The following is a 14,547-nucleotide window of genomic DNA, read 5'->3' on the forward strand; positions in this document are numbered from 1 at the left end:
GCGCAGTTTAGCATAAACGCTCCGGCGCAGGCACGCCGGAGCAGTGGGCATTATTTGGGAAGCGCAGTTCCCCATTCACGCCACTCTTTCGGTTCACTTTCCTGCAACAGGAAGTGTTTGCCTTCCTGGGCTTTCGGTGCCAGTGGCGTACCCGGAGGCGTGGCGAAGGCGATGCCGCCACGGATAAACTGGTTAAAGGTGCCGGTTTTCACTACGCCGCCCGTCAGACCAAAGTCCAGACTGTAACCCGATGCCAACCAGAAGACGGAATTGTTACGCACCAGGTGTTGATAGCGTTTACTGATGCGCATCGCAATCATCACGCGATCTGACAATGTCCCCAGCGTCATTCCTGTAACCGTACCGACTTCCAGACCACGGAACAGCACAGGCGTACCAATACCTAACGAACCGGCTTCCGGCGCTTCAACAATAATGCTTAAGCCATCCAGGTAACGCGAATCAGTAATGGTGGCCTCTTGTAATTCAAAGTCGCGGCGAGGATTGCCCCGGCCTGGTTCGACGTTGATATACGGCTGGAGGATAGTATCTAGATGCTCAACGCCAGCTGCCGAAATTTGCGGTGTGACCACTGAGAAGCGCGTACCACCGCGAGCAAAGGTCTGGACATATTCCGGATAGAGCACCGCCTTTGCCTGTACTTCATTGCGCGCGGTAATCAGATCCAGCGTCTGGATTTGCCCGATATCAATACCGAGATAGCGAATTGGCATCCCGACCGCCAGTTTTCCGGCATCGAAAGCGTGAAGCGTAATCTGCCCACCAACCGCACGGGCCGCTGTTTCGGAAGCATACAGAATACGTTTGTCGCCTTTACGCTGACTGGCGCTGGCACCACTGAGGTTATCGAAGCTAATAGCCCCTTTTAATGCTCTGGAGAGCGGGGATGCCTGTACGGTCAGGCCACTACCATTCAGCTGAACTTTCGCCCCGCCTTCTGCCCAGAACACGCTATTGCTGGTCAGAAGGTTGCGATACTCCGGCTTAATATGCAGATCGATATCAAACGCGTTAGCTCGCGGACGCACGGTAATCACTTCACCAACTTCAAATTTACGGTACAGCACTACCGATCCTGCCTGCACATCCGGCAGCGTCTCTGCACTCAAACTCACGGTTGTGGTGGGTAAATCGCTAAGGCTGTTCTCCAGCGCTTTTTCCAAATTGGCATACAGTGGATAGCTGGCTTTCATCTCACCTTTATCGCCCGGCAGAATACGTATCCCGCCATTGATCCATTCTGAGGCGCTGGCACCGAGAAACTCAACGCCATCCAGCCCCACCTTCACATCGACACGGCTGTTGACGACAAATTTGCTATCGCCTTTTACCAGTTCGCGATGCTGAGGCTCGATGGCGACGGTAAAGGTGACGCCTTTGCTGGTGAGTTTACGATCGATAACCTGGCCTACCTGCACGCCGTGAAGAATGAGCGGCTGACCAGCATCAATACCGTAACTTTCCGGCGCGGTCAGGGTCAGCGTCAGAACATCAGGTTCATGCAGCAGTGCTTTTTCGCCTGGCACAACAACGAACTCTTTGCGTGGCTCGCCATCGCCGGGTACCAACTCGAAGGTTTTGCCAGTCAGCAGGGCGCTGAGATTGGCATCGCTAAGGGATAATTTCGGATTACGTAATTCGATGCGGGTATTTTCACGAAGCAGGGTAACGACGCTGGGATCAACTGTCATTTCCCCAGTGACTTTACCACCAGGATTTAAATCCAGTTTAGTTAGCTGTCCGACTTCCAGTCCCTGATACATTAATGGCGTCGAGTCGGCGGTTAATCCTGCCCCACTCGGCAGTTCCAGTTTTATTATTACGCCACGCTGGCTGTGGGCCAGATCTTCATACAGACCAAAGGTATCTTCCGCCTCGGCAGGTTTCGACTCTTCAGGTGAATCGAAGGCAATCGCACCGTTAACCAGTGCCGCCAGACTTTCCAGTTTCACCTTCGCGCCACTGATACTGACATTGGCATCAACGCCGGAAACGTTCCAGAAACGGCTACCTTTTTTCACCAGATCGGTAAAACGCCGCTCGATCAGGACATCAATCACCACGCCTTGCTTGTTGGGATTGATGGCATAGTCGTAGACTTTTCCCACAGGGATCTTGCGGAAATAGACCAATGAACCGCTGTTCAGCGAACCGAGATCGGGGGCTTGCAGGTGGATCATCAGATCGCCATTGTCCAGTCGATATTTCGGTTGGGTATCGAGTGCGACAAAGTGATCCTGCTCTTTACCTTTACCTGGCATCATGCCGATATAGTTACCACCGACGAGGGCGTCCAGCCCGGAGACACCTGCCAACGATGCTTTTGGCGTCACCAGCCAGAACTGAGTCTCTTCGCGCAGCGCATCTTTCATATCGGACTTGATGCTGACCTTGACTTCAATCTTACGAAGATCGTCGCTGAGGCTGATATCCTGCACTGTTCCGACTTCAACGCCCTGATAACGAACAGGCGTACGGCCCGGGACAATACCATCCGCCGACATAAAGTCGATGGTGACGGTATTACCCCGGTCCTGATAACTGTCCCAAATCAGCCAACCGGCAATCATTAGCGCGATGAACGGCAGCAGCCAGAAAGGTGAGATACGGCGTTTATTTTTAATCTGCGCTTCAGTCGTCGAAGCGGGCGTTTCCTGACTCATGTGCATCCCAAAGTAAGCGGCTGTCCAGCCATTCCACAGCAAGAATAGTCAAAATTACCGCTGCGCCGAAATAAAACGCAGCCGGTCCCATAGTAAAAGCGAGGATCTGATCGCGATTAATCAGCGACATGGTTAAAGATATGACAAACAGGTCGAGCATCGACCAGCGACCAATCCAGGTCACCATCCGCAGTAACAGAATGCGTGTGCGTAAACCTTGCTGGCATTTAAAATGAATGCTCAACAGTAAAGTGAACATGACGATCACTTTAGTAAACGGTACCAGAATACTGGCGATAAACACGATTCCTGCAACCGCAATGTTGCTACTTGCCAGCGACATAATTCCGGAAAGAATTGTATCTTCCTGCCGTCCTCCGTTCAGATAAATGATAGAAATAGGCAACAGGTTGGCAGGTAACAATAAAACGATTGACGCTAACAGCGCCGCCCAGCATTTTTGCAGACTATGACGGCGACGCAGGCGTAGCGGGATATGGCAACGCGGGCAGCGACCACGCTGATCTGGATAGCCGGTAAAATGGCACCCAAGACAGACACGAAGTTTCTCGTCCCTACGCGTAGCGGGGCGCTGCGGATAAAATCGCTCCCACAGTTCTTCGACATTAAGATGTGACAACGTCACCGTCGTTAAAATCACCAACGCCACAAAAGAGAACAAGCCGACACCAGCCTGGATATGGGCATAATCCTGTACCTTTATAGAAGCAACGCCAATGCCGACCAGGTAGATATCGAGCATTACCCACTCTTTAAGTCGCTCAAGCATCAGCAGTACCGGACGTAAATTCATTCCCAGTCGGTTACCAAACCATAAATAAGCTATGGAGGTCACCAGAATGAGCGGGGCACCAATAACGCAGAAAAAGACCATCGACCCCGTTATCGCATCGCCCTGTTTGGTCATTTGCCAGATGCCTTGCATAACGTTGGCGTCAATACGAATGCCTAACAGCCAGATATGCAACAGCGGTTCGCCCCAGGCAAACGGCATAAGCAACAGCATGGTGAAGGCCATTGCCGCCAGGCGCGTTAGCGACCAGTCGCGCCCGTCACGAATTTTTGCCTGACAGCGCGGACAATAGGCACTTTGATGAGAATTTATCTCGGGCAGGCTAAACAGCATGTCACATTGCGGGCAACGTTGGTAATCACCACGCGGCAGTTCCTCGCCGATTGCCCTCACTGTTATCTTTTTTGTCGGCGTAATTTGTGGTGTGTTAAGAGCCATGACGTGCCAAATGTAATAAGAATTAACATTAATCTTAACCCATGATGGGAATGATCTTGAGCATTAACGCATTTAATGCTTATTTTAATAGGCTGGCAGATCCAGGTAAGACAACCAAGTGATTATATAATGAACAAAACAGAATTTTACGCGGATTTAAATCGCGACTTTAACGCGCTGATGGCGGGAGAAACCAGTTTTCTGGCAACGCTTGCGAACACCAGTGCGTTGTTATATGAGCGTCTCACTGACATAAACTGGGCAGGTTTTTATTTGCTTGAGGACGATACACTGGTACTCGGACCATTTCAGGGCAAAATTGCCTGTGTCCGGATACCCGTCGGGCGCGGCGTGTGCGGCACTGCGGTTGCCCGCAATCAAGTGCAGCGTATCGAGGATGTTCATGTGTTTGACGGGCATATTGCCTGTGATGCGGCGAGTAATTCTGAAATTGTTCTGCCGCTGGTGGTGAAAAATCAGATTATTGGTGTTCTCGACATCGATAGTACCGTCTTCGGTCGCTTTACAGACGAGGACGAGCAAGGCTTACGTCAGCTTGTGGCACAGCTTGAAAAAGTGCTTGCAACGACGGATTACAAAAAATTCTTTGCGAGCGTCGCAGGATAATCAACGGATAACGTAGCATTTACTGATAGCGTCATTATAATGACGCCTGTTCATGCCTGCGCTTGTTGGCTACGTCCGTTGTAATCAGGAAATTTCATGGAAAATCAACCTAAGTTGAATAGCAGTAAAGAAGTAATCGCGTTTCTGGCCGAACGTTTTCCCCACTGTTTCAGTGCGGAAGGTGAAGCGCGTCCGCTGAAAATCGGTATTTTTCAGGATTTGGTCGATCGTGTTGCTGGGGAAATGAACCTGAGCAAAACGCAATTGCGATCCGCTTTACGTCTCTACACTTCGAGCTGGCGTTATCTTTACGGTGTTAAACCCGGCGCAACGCGTGTCGATCTTGACGGCAACCCATGCGGTGAGCTGGACGAGCAACATGTAGAGCATGCTCGCAAGCAGCTTGAAGAAGCGAAAGCGCGTGTTCAGGCACAGCGTGCTGAACAGCAAGCGAAAAAACGCGAAGCTGCCGCAACTGCTGGTGAGAAAGAAGACGCACCGCGCCGCGAACGCAAGCCACGTCCGACTACGCCACGCCGCAAAGAAGGCGCTGAACGTAAACCTCGTGCGCAAAAGCCGGTAGAGAAAGCGCCAAAAACAGTAAAAGCACCTCGCGAAGAACAGCACACCCCGGTTTCTGACATTTCAGCTCTGACTGTCGGACAAGCTCTGAAGGTGAAAGCGGGTCAAAACGCGATGGATGCCACCGTATTAGAAATCACCAAAGACGGCGTCCGCGTCCAGCTGAATTCGGGTATGTCTTTGATTGTGCGCGCAGAACACCTGGTGTTCTGAAACGGAGGCCGGGCCAGGCATGAACATGTTTTTTAGGCTTACCGCGTTAGCTGGCCTGCTTGCAATAGCAGGCCAGACCTTCGCTGTAGAAGATATCACGCGTGCTGTTCAAATTCCGGTATTAAAGGAAGAGACGCAGCATGCGACGGTAAGTGAGCGCGTAACGTCGCGCTTCACCCGTTCTCATTATCGCCAGTTCGACCTCGATCAGGCATTTTCGGCCAAAATCTTTGACCGCTACCTGAATCTGCTCGATTACAGCCACAACGTGCTGCTGGCAAGCGATGTTGAACAGTTCGCGAAAAAGAAAACCGAGTTAGGCGATGAACTGCGTTCAGGCAAACTCGACGTTTTCTACGATCTCTACAATCTGGCGCAAAAGCGCCGTTTTGAGCGTTACCAGTACGCTTTGTCGGTACTGGAAAAGCCGATGGATTTCACCGGCAACGACACTTATAACCTTGACCGCAGCAAAGCGCCCTGGCCGAAAAACGAGGCTGAGTTGAACGCGCTGTGGGACAGTAAAGTCAAATTCGACGAGTTAAGCCTGAAGCTGGCAGGAAAAACGGATAAAGAAATTCGTGAAACCCTGACACGCCGCTACAAATTTGCCATTCGTCGTCTGGCGCAAACCAACAGCGAAGATGTTTTCTCGCTGGCAATGACGGCGTTTGCGCGTGAAATCGACCCGCATACCAACTATCTTTCCCCGCGTAATACCGAACAGTTCAACACTGAAATGAGTTTGTCGCTGGAAGGTATTGGCGCAGTGCTGCAAATGGATGATGACTACACCGTTATCAATTCGATGGTGGCAGGTGGTCCGGCAGCGAAGAGTAAAGCTATCAGCGTTGGTGACAAAATTGTCGGTGTTGGTCAAACAGGCAAGCCGATGGTTGACGTGATTGGCTGGCGTCTTGATGATGTGGTTGCCTTAATTAAAGGGCCGAAGGGCAGTAAAGTTCGTCTGGAAATTTTACCTGCTGGTAAAGGGACCAAGACCCGCACTGTAACATTGACCCGTGAACGTATTCGTCTCGAAGACCGCGCGGTTAAAATGTCGGTGAAGACCGTCGGTAAAGAGAAAGTCGGCGTGCTGGATATTCCGGGCTTCTATGTGGGTTTGACAGACGATGTCAAAGTTCAACTGCAGAAACTGGAAAAACAGAATGTCAGCAGTGTGATCATCGACCTGCGTAGCAATGGCGGTGGGGCGTTGACCGAAGCGGTATCGCTCTCAGGTCTGTTTATTCCTGCGGGTCCCATTGTTCAGGTCCGCGATAACAACGGCAAGGTTCGTGAAGACAGCGATACCGACGGGCAGGTGTTCTATAAAGGCCCGCTGGTGGTACTGGTTGACCGTTTCAGTGCTTCGGCTTCAGAAATCTTTGCCGCGGCAATGCAGGATTACGGTCGTGCGCTGGTTGTGGGTGAACCGACGTTTGGTAAAGGCACCGTTCAGCAATACCGTTCATTGAACCGTATTTACGATCAGATGTTACGTCCTGAATGGCCAGCGCTGGGTTCTGTGCAGTACACGATCCAGAAATTCTATCGCGTTAACGGCGGCAGTACGCAACGTAAAGGCGTAACGCCAGACATCATCATGCCGACGGGTAATGAAGAAACGGAAACGGGTGAGAAATTCGAAGATAACGCGCTGCCGTGGGATAGCATTGATGCCGCGACTTATGTGAAATCAGGCGATTTAACGGCCTTTGGGCCGGAGCTGCTGAAGGAACATAATGCGCGTATCGCGAAAGATCCTGAGTTCCAGAACATCATGAAGGATATCGCGCGCTTCAACGCTATGAAGGACAAGCGCAATATCGTTTCTCTGAACTACGCTGTGCGTGAGAAAGAGAATAATGAAGATGATGCGACGCGTCTGGCGCGTTTGAACGAACGCTTTAAACGCGAAGGTAAACCGGAGTTGAAGAAGCTGGATGATCTACCGAAAGATTACCAGGAGCCGGATCCTTATCTGGATGAGACGGTGAATATCGCACTCGATCTGGCGAAGCTTGAAAAAGCCAGACCCGCGGAACAACCCGCTCCCGTCAAGTAATATCAATCAGGCACAAGAAATTGTGCCTGATTTTTTAACAGCGGCAAGATGCCGTAAATCAGATGCTACAAAATGTAAAGTTGTGTCTTTCTGGTGACTTACGCACTATCCAGACTTGAAAATAGTCGCGTAACCCATACGATGTGGGTATCGCATATTGCGTTTTGTTAAACTGAGGTAAAAAGAAAATTATGATGCGAATCGCGCTCTTCCTGCTAACGAACCTGGCCGTAATGGTCGTTTTCGGGCTGGTACTGAGCCTGACAGGGATACAGTCGAGCAGCGTTCAGGGGCTGATGATCATGGCCTTGCTGTTCGGTTTTGGTGGTTCCTTCGTTTCGCTTCTGATGTCCAAATGGATGGCATTACGATCTGTTGGCGGGGAAGTGATCGAGCAACCGCGTAACGAAAGGGAACGTTGGCTGGTCAATACTGTAGCAACCCAGGCTCGTCAGGCAGGGATCGCTATGCCGCAAGTGGCTATCTACCATGCGCCGGACATCAACGCTTTTGCAACCGGTGCGCGCCGTGATGCCTCTCTGGTTGCTGTCAGCACCGGTTTGCTGCAGAACATGAGCCCGGATGAAGCCGAGGCGGTAATTGCTCACGAAATCAGCCACATCGCCAATGGTGATATGGTTACCATGACGCTGATTCAGGGCGTGGTGAACACCTTCGTTATCTTTATTTCCCGTATTCTGGCGCAGCTTGCCGCGGGTTTTATGGGCGGAAATCGTGATGAAGGTGAAGAGAGCAACGGCAACCCGCTGATCTACTTTGCGGTTGCAACGGTTCTGGAACTGGTGTTTGGTATTCTGGCGAGCATTATCACCATGTGGTTCTCGCGTCATCGTGAATTCCATGCTGATGCCGGTTCGGCAAAACTGGTTGGTCGCGAGAAAATGATTGCCGCGCTGCAGCGCCTGAAAACCAGCTATGAACCGCAAGAAGCAACCAGCATGATGGCTTTCTGCATTAACGGTAAGTCGAAATCGCTCAGTGAGTTGTTCATGACTCACCCGCCGCTGGATAAACGAATTGAAGCTCTGCGTACGGGTGAATACCTGAAGTAATATGAAGTAAATACTAAAAAGCGCGTCCTGATCGACGCGCTTTTTTTATGCCCTGGATCGTGGCTGAGTGATACGTAAACCACTGACACAGGCAGCAATCACTGCCAGAATAGCCGCAGCCATCAGCGAAACGTGCGTACCATTATCACCGAACTGATTTAGCATCAGCGCCACCAGTGCCGCGCCGCTACTCTGACCCAGTAGACGAGCCGTTCCTAACATGCCACTGGCTCCACCGCTACGTTCGCGAGGAGCGGAGGTAATAATGGTGTGGTTATTGGGTGACTGGAACAAGCCAAATCCAGCGCCACATAAGATCATCGGCCAGATAATATTGATATCCGCAGGTGACGCGGGCAGCAGAACCAGGGAAAAAAGCCCCGCAGCCATGATGAACAACCCTAGAGCACCCAGCAATCCTGCATGTACGCGTTCAATCAAATAGCCTGCCAACGGAGCCATCACCATCGTTGCTAACGGCCACGGTGTCAGAAGTAAACCTGTTTCGACTTCACTACGCCCGAGCACGGTTTGCAGGTAAAAGGGCAGGGAAACCATTGCCAGCATTTGTGCGCAGAAAGAGCAAACAGATGTGCAAATAGAAAGTGAAAACAGCGGGATACGCAGTAAATCCACCGGTAGCAGCGGTACGGGAAGAGAAAGCTGGCGGCGAATAAAGAAAATACCAACAACAACCATTACCACCAGTTCCGCAGCAATTAACGTCAGCGATTGCCCCTGAGCGAAACCACTCAACGCAGTGATAAGCAGGCCGAAGGTTAACGCGTTCATCACGGCGCTGGGCAGGTCGAAACGGGGTTTACTGGCGCGAGAACCATTGGGTGGCAGAAAACGCATCGCCAGAAGCAGGGCGATAATACCTAACGGTACGTTGATTAAAAATAACCATTTCCAGGATGCGATGGAGAGGATTGCTGCAGCAATTGTCGGCCCGGCAGCAGAAGAGATGGCAACAATAAACGAGTTTATGCCCATCCCTCTCCCCAGAAAACGTTGTGGATAGATCAGGCGGATAAGTGCGGTATTAACGCTCATCAACGCTGCACCGCCGAAACCTTGTATGACACGCGCAAGGGTGAGCATTTGCAGCGAATCAGAAAGGGCGCAGAACAGTGAAGACAACAGAAAAACGACCAGACCGCATTTATAAATACGTCGATAGCCAAACATATCGCCCAGAAACGAAAACGAGAGCAGGGAGATGACAATGGCGATTTGATAGGCGTTCACTACCCAGATGGAACTGGCTGGCGTGGCATGAAGGTCCGTGGCGATTGTTGGCAGGGCGACGTTGGCGATTGCGCCGTCAAGGACAGCCATCGAAATACCAATCACAATGGTTAATATCGCACCGTATCGCTGGGGCAATGGCAGGCCGTCGGCCTGAACTTTTGGCATAGGAATTTTATATCTTTGGTGAATAATCAACAGGGGTATGATTCTAGCACTGATATTCACGGTGGATGTCGCAGAATTGTAACTAACCGGCAAAAGATGGATTGCGACCACCCTGGTGCGAAATTATAATAAAAAACAGTTCTGATTTTTATAAAACACTCGCAATGAGGTGATAAATGGCTAACGCAGATCTGGATAAACAGCCTGATTCTGTATCTTCCGTGCTAAAAGTTTTTGGCATTTTGCAGGCGCTGGGTGAAGAGCGCGAAATAGGGATAACCGAGCTGTCGCAGCGCGTCATGATGTCAAAAAGCACCGTTTATCGCTTTTTACAGACCATGAAAACCTTAGGTTATGTGGCGCAGGAAGGGGAGTCGGAGAAATATTCCCTGACCCTGAAATTGTTTGAACTGGGCGCTCGCGCGTTACAAAACGTCGATTTAATTCGTAGCGCAGATATCCAGATGCGTGAGATCTCCCGCCTGACCAAAGAAACTATCCACCTCGGCGCACTGGACGAAGACAGTATTGTTTACATTCACAAAATTGACTCTATGTACAATTTGCGCATGTATTCACGGATTGGGCGTCGTAATCCGCTGTACAGCACCGCGATTGGTAAGGTACTGCTGGCATGGCGCGATCGCGATGAAGTGAAGCAAATTCTTGAGGGCGTGGAGTATAAACGCAGTACCGAGCGGACCATCACCAGTACAGAAGCGTTATTACCCGTTCTGGACCAGGTGCGCGAGCAGGGGTATGGCGAAGATAACGAAGAGCAGGAAGAAGGGCTGCGATGCATTGCGGTACCGGTATTTGATCGCTTTGGCGTGGTCATTGCCGGTTTGAGCATCTCCTTCCCGACGTTGCGTTTCTCTGAAGAGCGTTTACAGGAATATGTCGCAATGTTGCATACCGCAGCGCGCAAAATTTCTGCCCAAATGGGTTATCACGACTATCCGTTCTGATGAGAGTAAGAACCTGTCGGAATATCAAACAGACAGGTTCTTTATTTAGCATGAGAAAAATAAAGTTGAAGGTGCGTTATATTAAACGCGCTTGCTATAAGAATATTTTACTCATGAGTGAGAATCTGGTTATTTATTACCCTTAAACATTATCGACCACGATATTGCTTTTACGTAACAGTGGGCAATCTGTTATCCCCAAGAAACCACTTTTAGTGTGCAAGTATTGGACCGTGCTGGTGCCTCTGGCAGTCAGATAGGTACATTGCAAACCTAATCCTGCGGCATTCTCTTTGCTTCCAATCAAAACGCCATATCCGCTGAGTAATAATCCTATCCATACCAGTGCTATCAGCATAACTGTGCGAATGATGAATCGCATTACAACCTCTTCTCTTTTTATGTTCGCTTAATCGTAGCGGCAATATGCGCTGAAGCAAGCTACTCATTCCGAAAAAGCACGAATATCGACATAGTTAGGCGCTGTTTAACTAACGCATGCTAGTTTAATGACATAAGGTAGGTGAAGCGGAGATTGGAGTGAAAAAGTTTCGATGGGTCGTTCTGGTTGTCGTGGTGTTGGCTTGCTTGCTGCTTTGGGCGCAGGTATTCAACATGATGTGCGATCAGGATGTACAATTTTTCAGCGGAATTTGTGCCATTAACCAGTTTATCCCGTGGTGATATCATTTTTTCAGCACTAGATTTTCTTCCTCTCCAGCAGTGGTAGAATAGCGCCTCTACTCAGAGGTGGTGAAATGAACGAAGTTGTAAATTCAGGCGTGATGAACATTGCGTCTTTGGTTGTATCGGTGGTGGTTCTTCTTATCGGGCTCATCTTGTGGTTTTTTATCAATCGTGCCAGTTCTCGGACTAACGAACAGATTGAACTGCTTGAGGCGTTGCTGGATCAGCAAAAACGTCAAAATGCACTGTTACGTCGTTTGTGCGAAGCAAACGAACCAGAGAAAGCAGATAAAAAGACCATTGAGAGTCAAAAATCGGTTGAAGACGAAGATATTATTCGCCTGGTCGCCGAACGATAATCCTTCCTCAATCTTGAGTAACCCCGTCGTTGAAGGGTTACTCAATTCATCCTGATTATACGCACTGTCATGGTGCAACTGCTTCAAATTAAAACTCTGGTCTGACTTCAAATAATTGTCATATTATTTATTTGCGTAACGGGATATCAGAAAAAGATATTTTCCTCATTAATTTATTAGGATGTTTACATCAGATTTGTGATTAAGCGTGGTATTATTTATTAGCGAAACGTTTCTCTCTCGATTTTTTTGCTCACTCATCAATTTTTCTTATTTTAAATTTACAATCCCTTTGGGGGTTGACTTCTCTTTAGGGTAATTGATAGCCGTTAACTGACTGTTTTATGAGAAAAAGTGATATAACTTTTTATTCATTGCATAGCAGAAAATGTGATATTGCACGCACTATGTAATAACTTCTCCCACTGGCCTGGAACAACTGAACTTATTGAACTATGTTAGAAACTACGCCAGTTTAAGTATCTGCCTGAACTGGCAAGGTTAAGCACAATGATATATCGGCGCGTATTCCGTTGCATAAGTGTGCAAAAAAAGTGGAAGACGTATCGAGATTTGTGCGTCTGATCGAGACATGTTTAAAAATGGCTTGCCATAATTAACGTTGTATGTGATAACAGATTTCGGGTTAAACGAGGTACAGTTCTGTTTATGTGTGGCATTTTCAGTAAAGAAGTCCTGAGTAAACACGTTGACGTTGAATACCGCTTCTCTGCCGAGCCTTATATTGGTGCCTCATGCAGTAATGTGTCAGTTTTATCTATGTTATGCCTGCGGGCGAAGAAAACAATCTAAGGAATTTTTCAAATGGCAAAGATTAAAGGTCAGGTTAAGTGGTTCAACGAGTCTAAAGGTTTTGGCTTCATTACTCCGGCTGATGGCAGCAAAGATGTGTTCGTACACTTCTCCGCTATCCAGGGTAATGGCTTCAAAACTCTGGCTGAAGGTCAGAACGTTGAGTTCGAAATTCAGGACGGCCAGAAAGGTCCGGCAGCTGTTAACGTAACAGCTATCTGATCGAATCCACTGATCTGAAGTGTGAATACGCTTCAATCTCGCTATAAAGCCTCGTCGAATGCGAGGCTTTTTACTATGCTTTATCTTCGCTCCTGGCGTTCGGATATTTGCCCGCCGCGTGATTCGCGTTACACTTGCGGCCTTTAGTATCCTGCCGGAGTTGTAATGTCGTTTTCCTGTCCACTTTGCCATCAGCCTCTTTCGCGTGAAAAAAACAGCTATATCTGTCCCCAGCGACATCAGTTTGATATGGCGAAAGAAGGGTATGTCAATCTGCTGCCCGTTCAGCATAAACGGTCTCGTGATCCGGGCGACAGCGCGGAAATGATGCAAGCACGCCGCGCATTCTTAGATGCCGGACATTATCAGCCGCTGCGTGATGCAATTGTCGCCCAACTGCGGGAACGGCTTGATGAAAAGGCCACGGCGGTGCTGGATATTGGCTGTGGTGAAGGGTATTACACACACGCATTTGCCGATGCGTTGCCCGAAATCACCACCTTTGGCCTGGATGTCTCGAAGGTAGCGATAAAAGCGGCGGCGAAACGCTATCCGCAGGTCACTTTTTGTGTCGCTTCCAGCCACCGTTTGCCGTTTTCCGATACCAGTATGGACGCCATAATACGTATTTACGCGCCGTGTAAAGCAGAAGAATTAGCGCGAGTAGTGAAGCCCGGCGGTTGGGTCATTACTGCCACGCCGGGACCGCGACATTTGATGGAGCTGAAGGGACTGATTTACAATGAAGTACATCTTCATGCACCTCATGCAGAACAACTGGAAGGTTTTACATTACAGCAGAGTGCTGAGTTGTGTTATCCGATGCGTCTTCGCGGTGATGAAGCCGTCGCATTATTGCAGATGACGCCGTTTGCCTGGCGTGCGAAGCCAGAAGTCTGGCAAACACTGGCAGCAAAAGAAGTGTTCGACTGCCAGACGGACTTTAATATTCACCTCTGGCAGCGTTCTTATTAACCGTGGAAGTGCGTCCAGAGGATCTGGACGCCGATGCCGATCAGTACCAGCCCGCCGAGAATTTCCGCTTTTTTCCCAATAATTGAGCCGATAAAGCGACCAACCATCATCCCTAATGTCGACATAATCAAGGTTGCACAACCAATGGCCAATGCGGTCGCGATAATGTTGACCTGAAGGAAAGCAAGACCAACACCCACAGCCATGGCATCCAGGCTGGTGGCAATCGCGGTGGTTACCAGTAGCCAGAAACCGTGCCGACGGCGCGGCTCTTCATCTTCATCATCTGCGCCACGAAAACCCTCAATAATCATTCGCCCGCCGAGGAATATCAGCAGCACAAACGCAATCCAGTGATTCCATTCAAGGACAAACCGGCTGGCTAACATGCCCATTCCCCAGCCGATCAGCGGCGTCAGGGTTTCGACGGCACCAAAAATAAGGCCGGTTCGCAATGCTTCAGAAAATTTCGGTTTATGGAGGGTGGCACCTTTACCGATTGATGCAGCAAATGCATCCATCGACATACCAAACGCAAGAAGAACAGTAGCAGTGATATTCATGACAATGTCCTGACCGGGGTATCCATAAAACACATCATCGCC

General features: G+C 49.5%; 15 protein-coding genes. 10 read left to right on the forward strand and 5 right to left on the reverse strand.

What is annotated here, in order from left to right:
• Positions 1-50 precede the first annotated feature (50 nt).
• Both yebT and yebS read right to left on the reverse strand, forming a co-directional pair.
• Positions 51-2,684, reverse strand: coding sequence for a lipid-binding membrane homeostasis protein YebT (yebT, locus tag K0778_RS10215; protein WP_001297532.1), 2,634 nt, complete (start codon positions 2,682-2,684; stop codon positions 51-53).
• Entirely contained in the window at positions 2,653-3,936 is a 1,284-nt protein-coding gene (yebS, locus tag K0778_RS10220; RefSeq protein ID WP_001207282.1) for a membrane integrity lipid transport subunit YebS, read from the reverse strand. The genes yebT and yebS overlap by 32 nt, the downstream gene beginning before the upstream one ends.
• Before the next feature lie 129 nt (positions 3,937-4,065).
• Here yebS and msrC point away from each other — a divergent pair, with 129 nt between their 5' ends.
• From msrC to htpX, 4 genes are all read left to right on the forward strand, one after another.
• Positions 4,066-4,563: an L-methionine (R)-S-oxide reductase gene (gene msrC / locus K0778_RS10225; protein ID WP_001043877.1), complete on the forward strand. Its 498-nt coding sequence runs from the start codon at positions 4,066-4,068 to the stop codon at positions 4,561-4,563.
• A gap of 96 nt (positions 4,564-4,659) precedes the next feature.
• Positions 4,660-5,358 carry an RNA chaperone ProQ gene (gene proQ / locus K0778_RS10230; RefSeq protein WP_000431381.1) on the forward strand — a complete coding sequence of 233 codons (699 nt, stop codon included), beginning with the start codon at positions 4,660-4,662 and terminating at the stop codon, positions 5,356-5,358.
• Positions 5,359-5,377: 19 nt separating this feature from the next.
• Positions 5,378-7,426, forward strand: coding sequence for a carboxy terminal-processing peptidase (gene prc, locus K0778_RS10235; RefSeq protein WP_063084776.1), 2,049 nt, complete (start codon positions 5,378-5,380; stop codon positions 7,424-7,426).
• Between the two features lie 191 nt (positions 7,427-7,617).
• Complete coding sequence (gene htpX, locus K0778_RS10240) at positions 7,618-8,499, forward strand: protease HtpX (protein ID WP_000984517.1); 882 nt, start codon at positions 7,618-7,620, stop codon at positions 8,497-8,499.
• A 45-nt stretch (positions 8,500-8,544) separates the two neighbouring features.
• On the opposite strand, the gene K0778_RS10245 is transcribed toward htpX, so the two are convergent.
• A complete protein-coding gene (locus K0778_RS10245; protein ID WP_063084775.1) occupies positions 8,545-9,918 on the reverse strand; it encodes an MFS transporter in 1,374 nt (457 codons plus the stop codon).
• Between the two features lie 176 nt (positions 9,919-10,094).
• Here K0778_RS10245 and kdgR point away from each other — a divergent pair, with 176 nt between their 5' ends.
• Positions 10,095-10,886 (forward strand): DNA-binding transcriptional regulator KdgR, encoded by a 792-nt coding sequence (gene kdgR / locus K0778_RS10250; protein ID WP_001262182.1) that lies wholly within the window; start codon positions 10,095-10,097, stop codon positions 10,884-10,886.
• 142 nt (positions 10,887-11,028) lie between these two features.
• Here kdgR and K0778_RS10255 read toward each other — a convergent pair whose 3' ends face one another.
• On the reverse strand, positions 11,029-11,268 hold the full coding sequence (locus K0778_RS10255) for a YobH family protein (RefSeq protein ID WP_001619528.1): 240 nt from the start codon (positions 11,266-11,268) through the stop codon (positions 11,029-11,031).
• A 158-nt stretch (positions 11,269-11,426) separates the two neighbouring features.
• Between K0778_RS10255 and mgrB the strand changes: the two genes are divergently transcribed.
• From mgrB to rlmA, 5 genes are all read left to right on the forward strand, one after another.
• Entirely contained in the window at positions 11,427-11,570 is a 144-nt protein-coding gene (gene mgrB / locus K0778_RS10260) for a PhoP/PhoQ regulator MgrB (RefSeq protein WP_000714550.1), read from the forward strand.
• Between the two features lie 74 nt (positions 11,571-11,644).
• Positions 11,645-11,932: a YebO family protein gene (locus K0778_RS10265; protein ID WP_001006862.1), complete on the forward strand. Its 288-nt coding sequence runs from the start codon at positions 11,645-11,647 to the stop codon at positions 11,930-11,932.
• 669 nt (positions 11,933-12,601) lie between these two features.
• On the forward strand, positions 12,602-12,745 hold the full coding sequence (locus tag K0778_RS10270) for a DUF2627 domain-containing protein (RefSeq protein WP_001295496.1): 144 nt from the start codon (positions 12,602-12,604) through the stop codon (positions 12,743-12,745).
• A 12-nt stretch (positions 12,746-12,757) separates the two neighbouring features.
• On the forward strand, positions 12,758-12,967 hold the full coding sequence (gene cspE / locus K0778_RS10275) for a transcription antiterminator/RNA stability regulator CspE (protein WP_001062678.1): 210 nt from the start codon (positions 12,758-12,760) through the stop codon (positions 12,965-12,967).
• 165 nt (positions 12,968-13,132) lie between these two features.
• Positions 13,133-13,942: a 23S rRNA (guanine(745)-N(1))-methyltransferase gene (gene rlmA / locus K0778_RS10280; RefSeq protein WP_000010120.1), complete on the forward strand. Its 810-nt coding sequence runs from the start codon at positions 13,133-13,135 to the stop codon at positions 13,940-13,942.
• Here rlmA and mntP read toward each other — a convergent pair.
• Positions 13,939-14,505 (reverse strand): manganese efflux pump MntP, encoded by a 567-nt coding sequence (gene mntP, locus K0778_RS10285; RefSeq protein ID WP_001296134.1) that lies wholly within the window; start codon positions 14,503-14,505, stop codon positions 13,939-13,941. The two genes, rlmA and mntP, sit on opposite strands and share 4 nt — an antisense overlap.
• Positions 14,506-14,547: the final 42 nt, after the last annotated feature.

Source organism: Escherichia sp. XD33 (assembly GCF_019375075.1).
GTDB classification, from domain to species: Bacteria; Pseudomonadota; Gammaproteobacteria; order Enterobacterales; family Enterobacteriaceae; genus Enterobacter; species Enterobacter flexneri_A.

Bases quoted from the DNA above. Each gene is read 5' to 3' on its own strand.
- yebT (WP_001297532.1), bottom strand. From the start codon at position 2,684: ATGAGTCAGGAAACGCCCGCTTCGACGACTGAAGCGCAGATTAAAAAT.
- yebS (WP_001207282.1), bottom strand. From the start codon at position 3,936: ATGGCTCTTAACACACCACAAATTACGCCGACAAAAAAGATAACAGTG.
- msrC (WP_001043877.1), top strand. From the start codon at position 4,066: ATGAACAAAACAGAATTTTACGCGGATTTAAATCGCGACTTTAACGCG.
- proQ (WP_000431381.1), top strand. From the start codon at position 4,660: ATGGAAAATCAACCTAAGTTGAATAGCAGTAAAGAAGTAATCGCGTTT.
- prc (WP_063084776.1), top strand. From the start codon at position 5,378: ATGAACATGTTTTTTAGGCTTACCGCGTTAGCTGGCCTGCTTGCAATA.
- htpX (WP_000984517.1), top strand. From the start codon at position 7,618: ATGATGCGAATCGCGCTCTTCCTGCTAACGAACCTGGCCGTAATGGTC.
- K0778_RS10245 (WP_063084775.1), bottom strand. From the start codon at position 9,918: ATGCCAAAAGTTCAGGCCGACGGCCTGCCATTGCCCCAGCGATACGGT.
- kdgR (WP_001262182.1), top strand. From the start codon at position 10,095: ATGGCTAACGCAGATCTGGATAAACAGCCTGATTCTGTATCTTCCGTG.
- K0778_RS10255 (WP_001619528.1), bottom strand. From the start codon at position 11,268: ATGCGATTCATCATTCGCACAGTTATGCTGATAGCACTGGTATGGATA.
- K0778_RS10265 (WP_001006862.1), top strand. From the start codon at position 11,645: ATGAACGAAGTTGTAAATTCAGGCGTGATGAACATTGCGTCTTTGGTT.
- K0778_RS10270 (WP_001295496.1), top strand. From the start codon at position 12,602: ATGTGTGGCATTTTCAGTAAAGAAGTCCTGAGTAAACACGTTGACGTT.
- cspE (WP_001062678.1), top strand. From the start codon at position 12,758: ATGGCAAAGATTAAAGGTCAGGTTAAGTGGTTCAACGAGTCTAAAGGT.
- rlmA (WP_000010120.1), top strand. From the start codon at position 13,133: ATGTCGTTTTCCTGTCCACTTTGCCATCAGCCTCTTTCGCGTGAAAAA.
- mntP (WP_001296134.1), bottom strand. From the start codon at position 14,505: ATGAATATCACTGCTACTGTTCTTCTTGCGTTTGGTATGTCGATGGAT.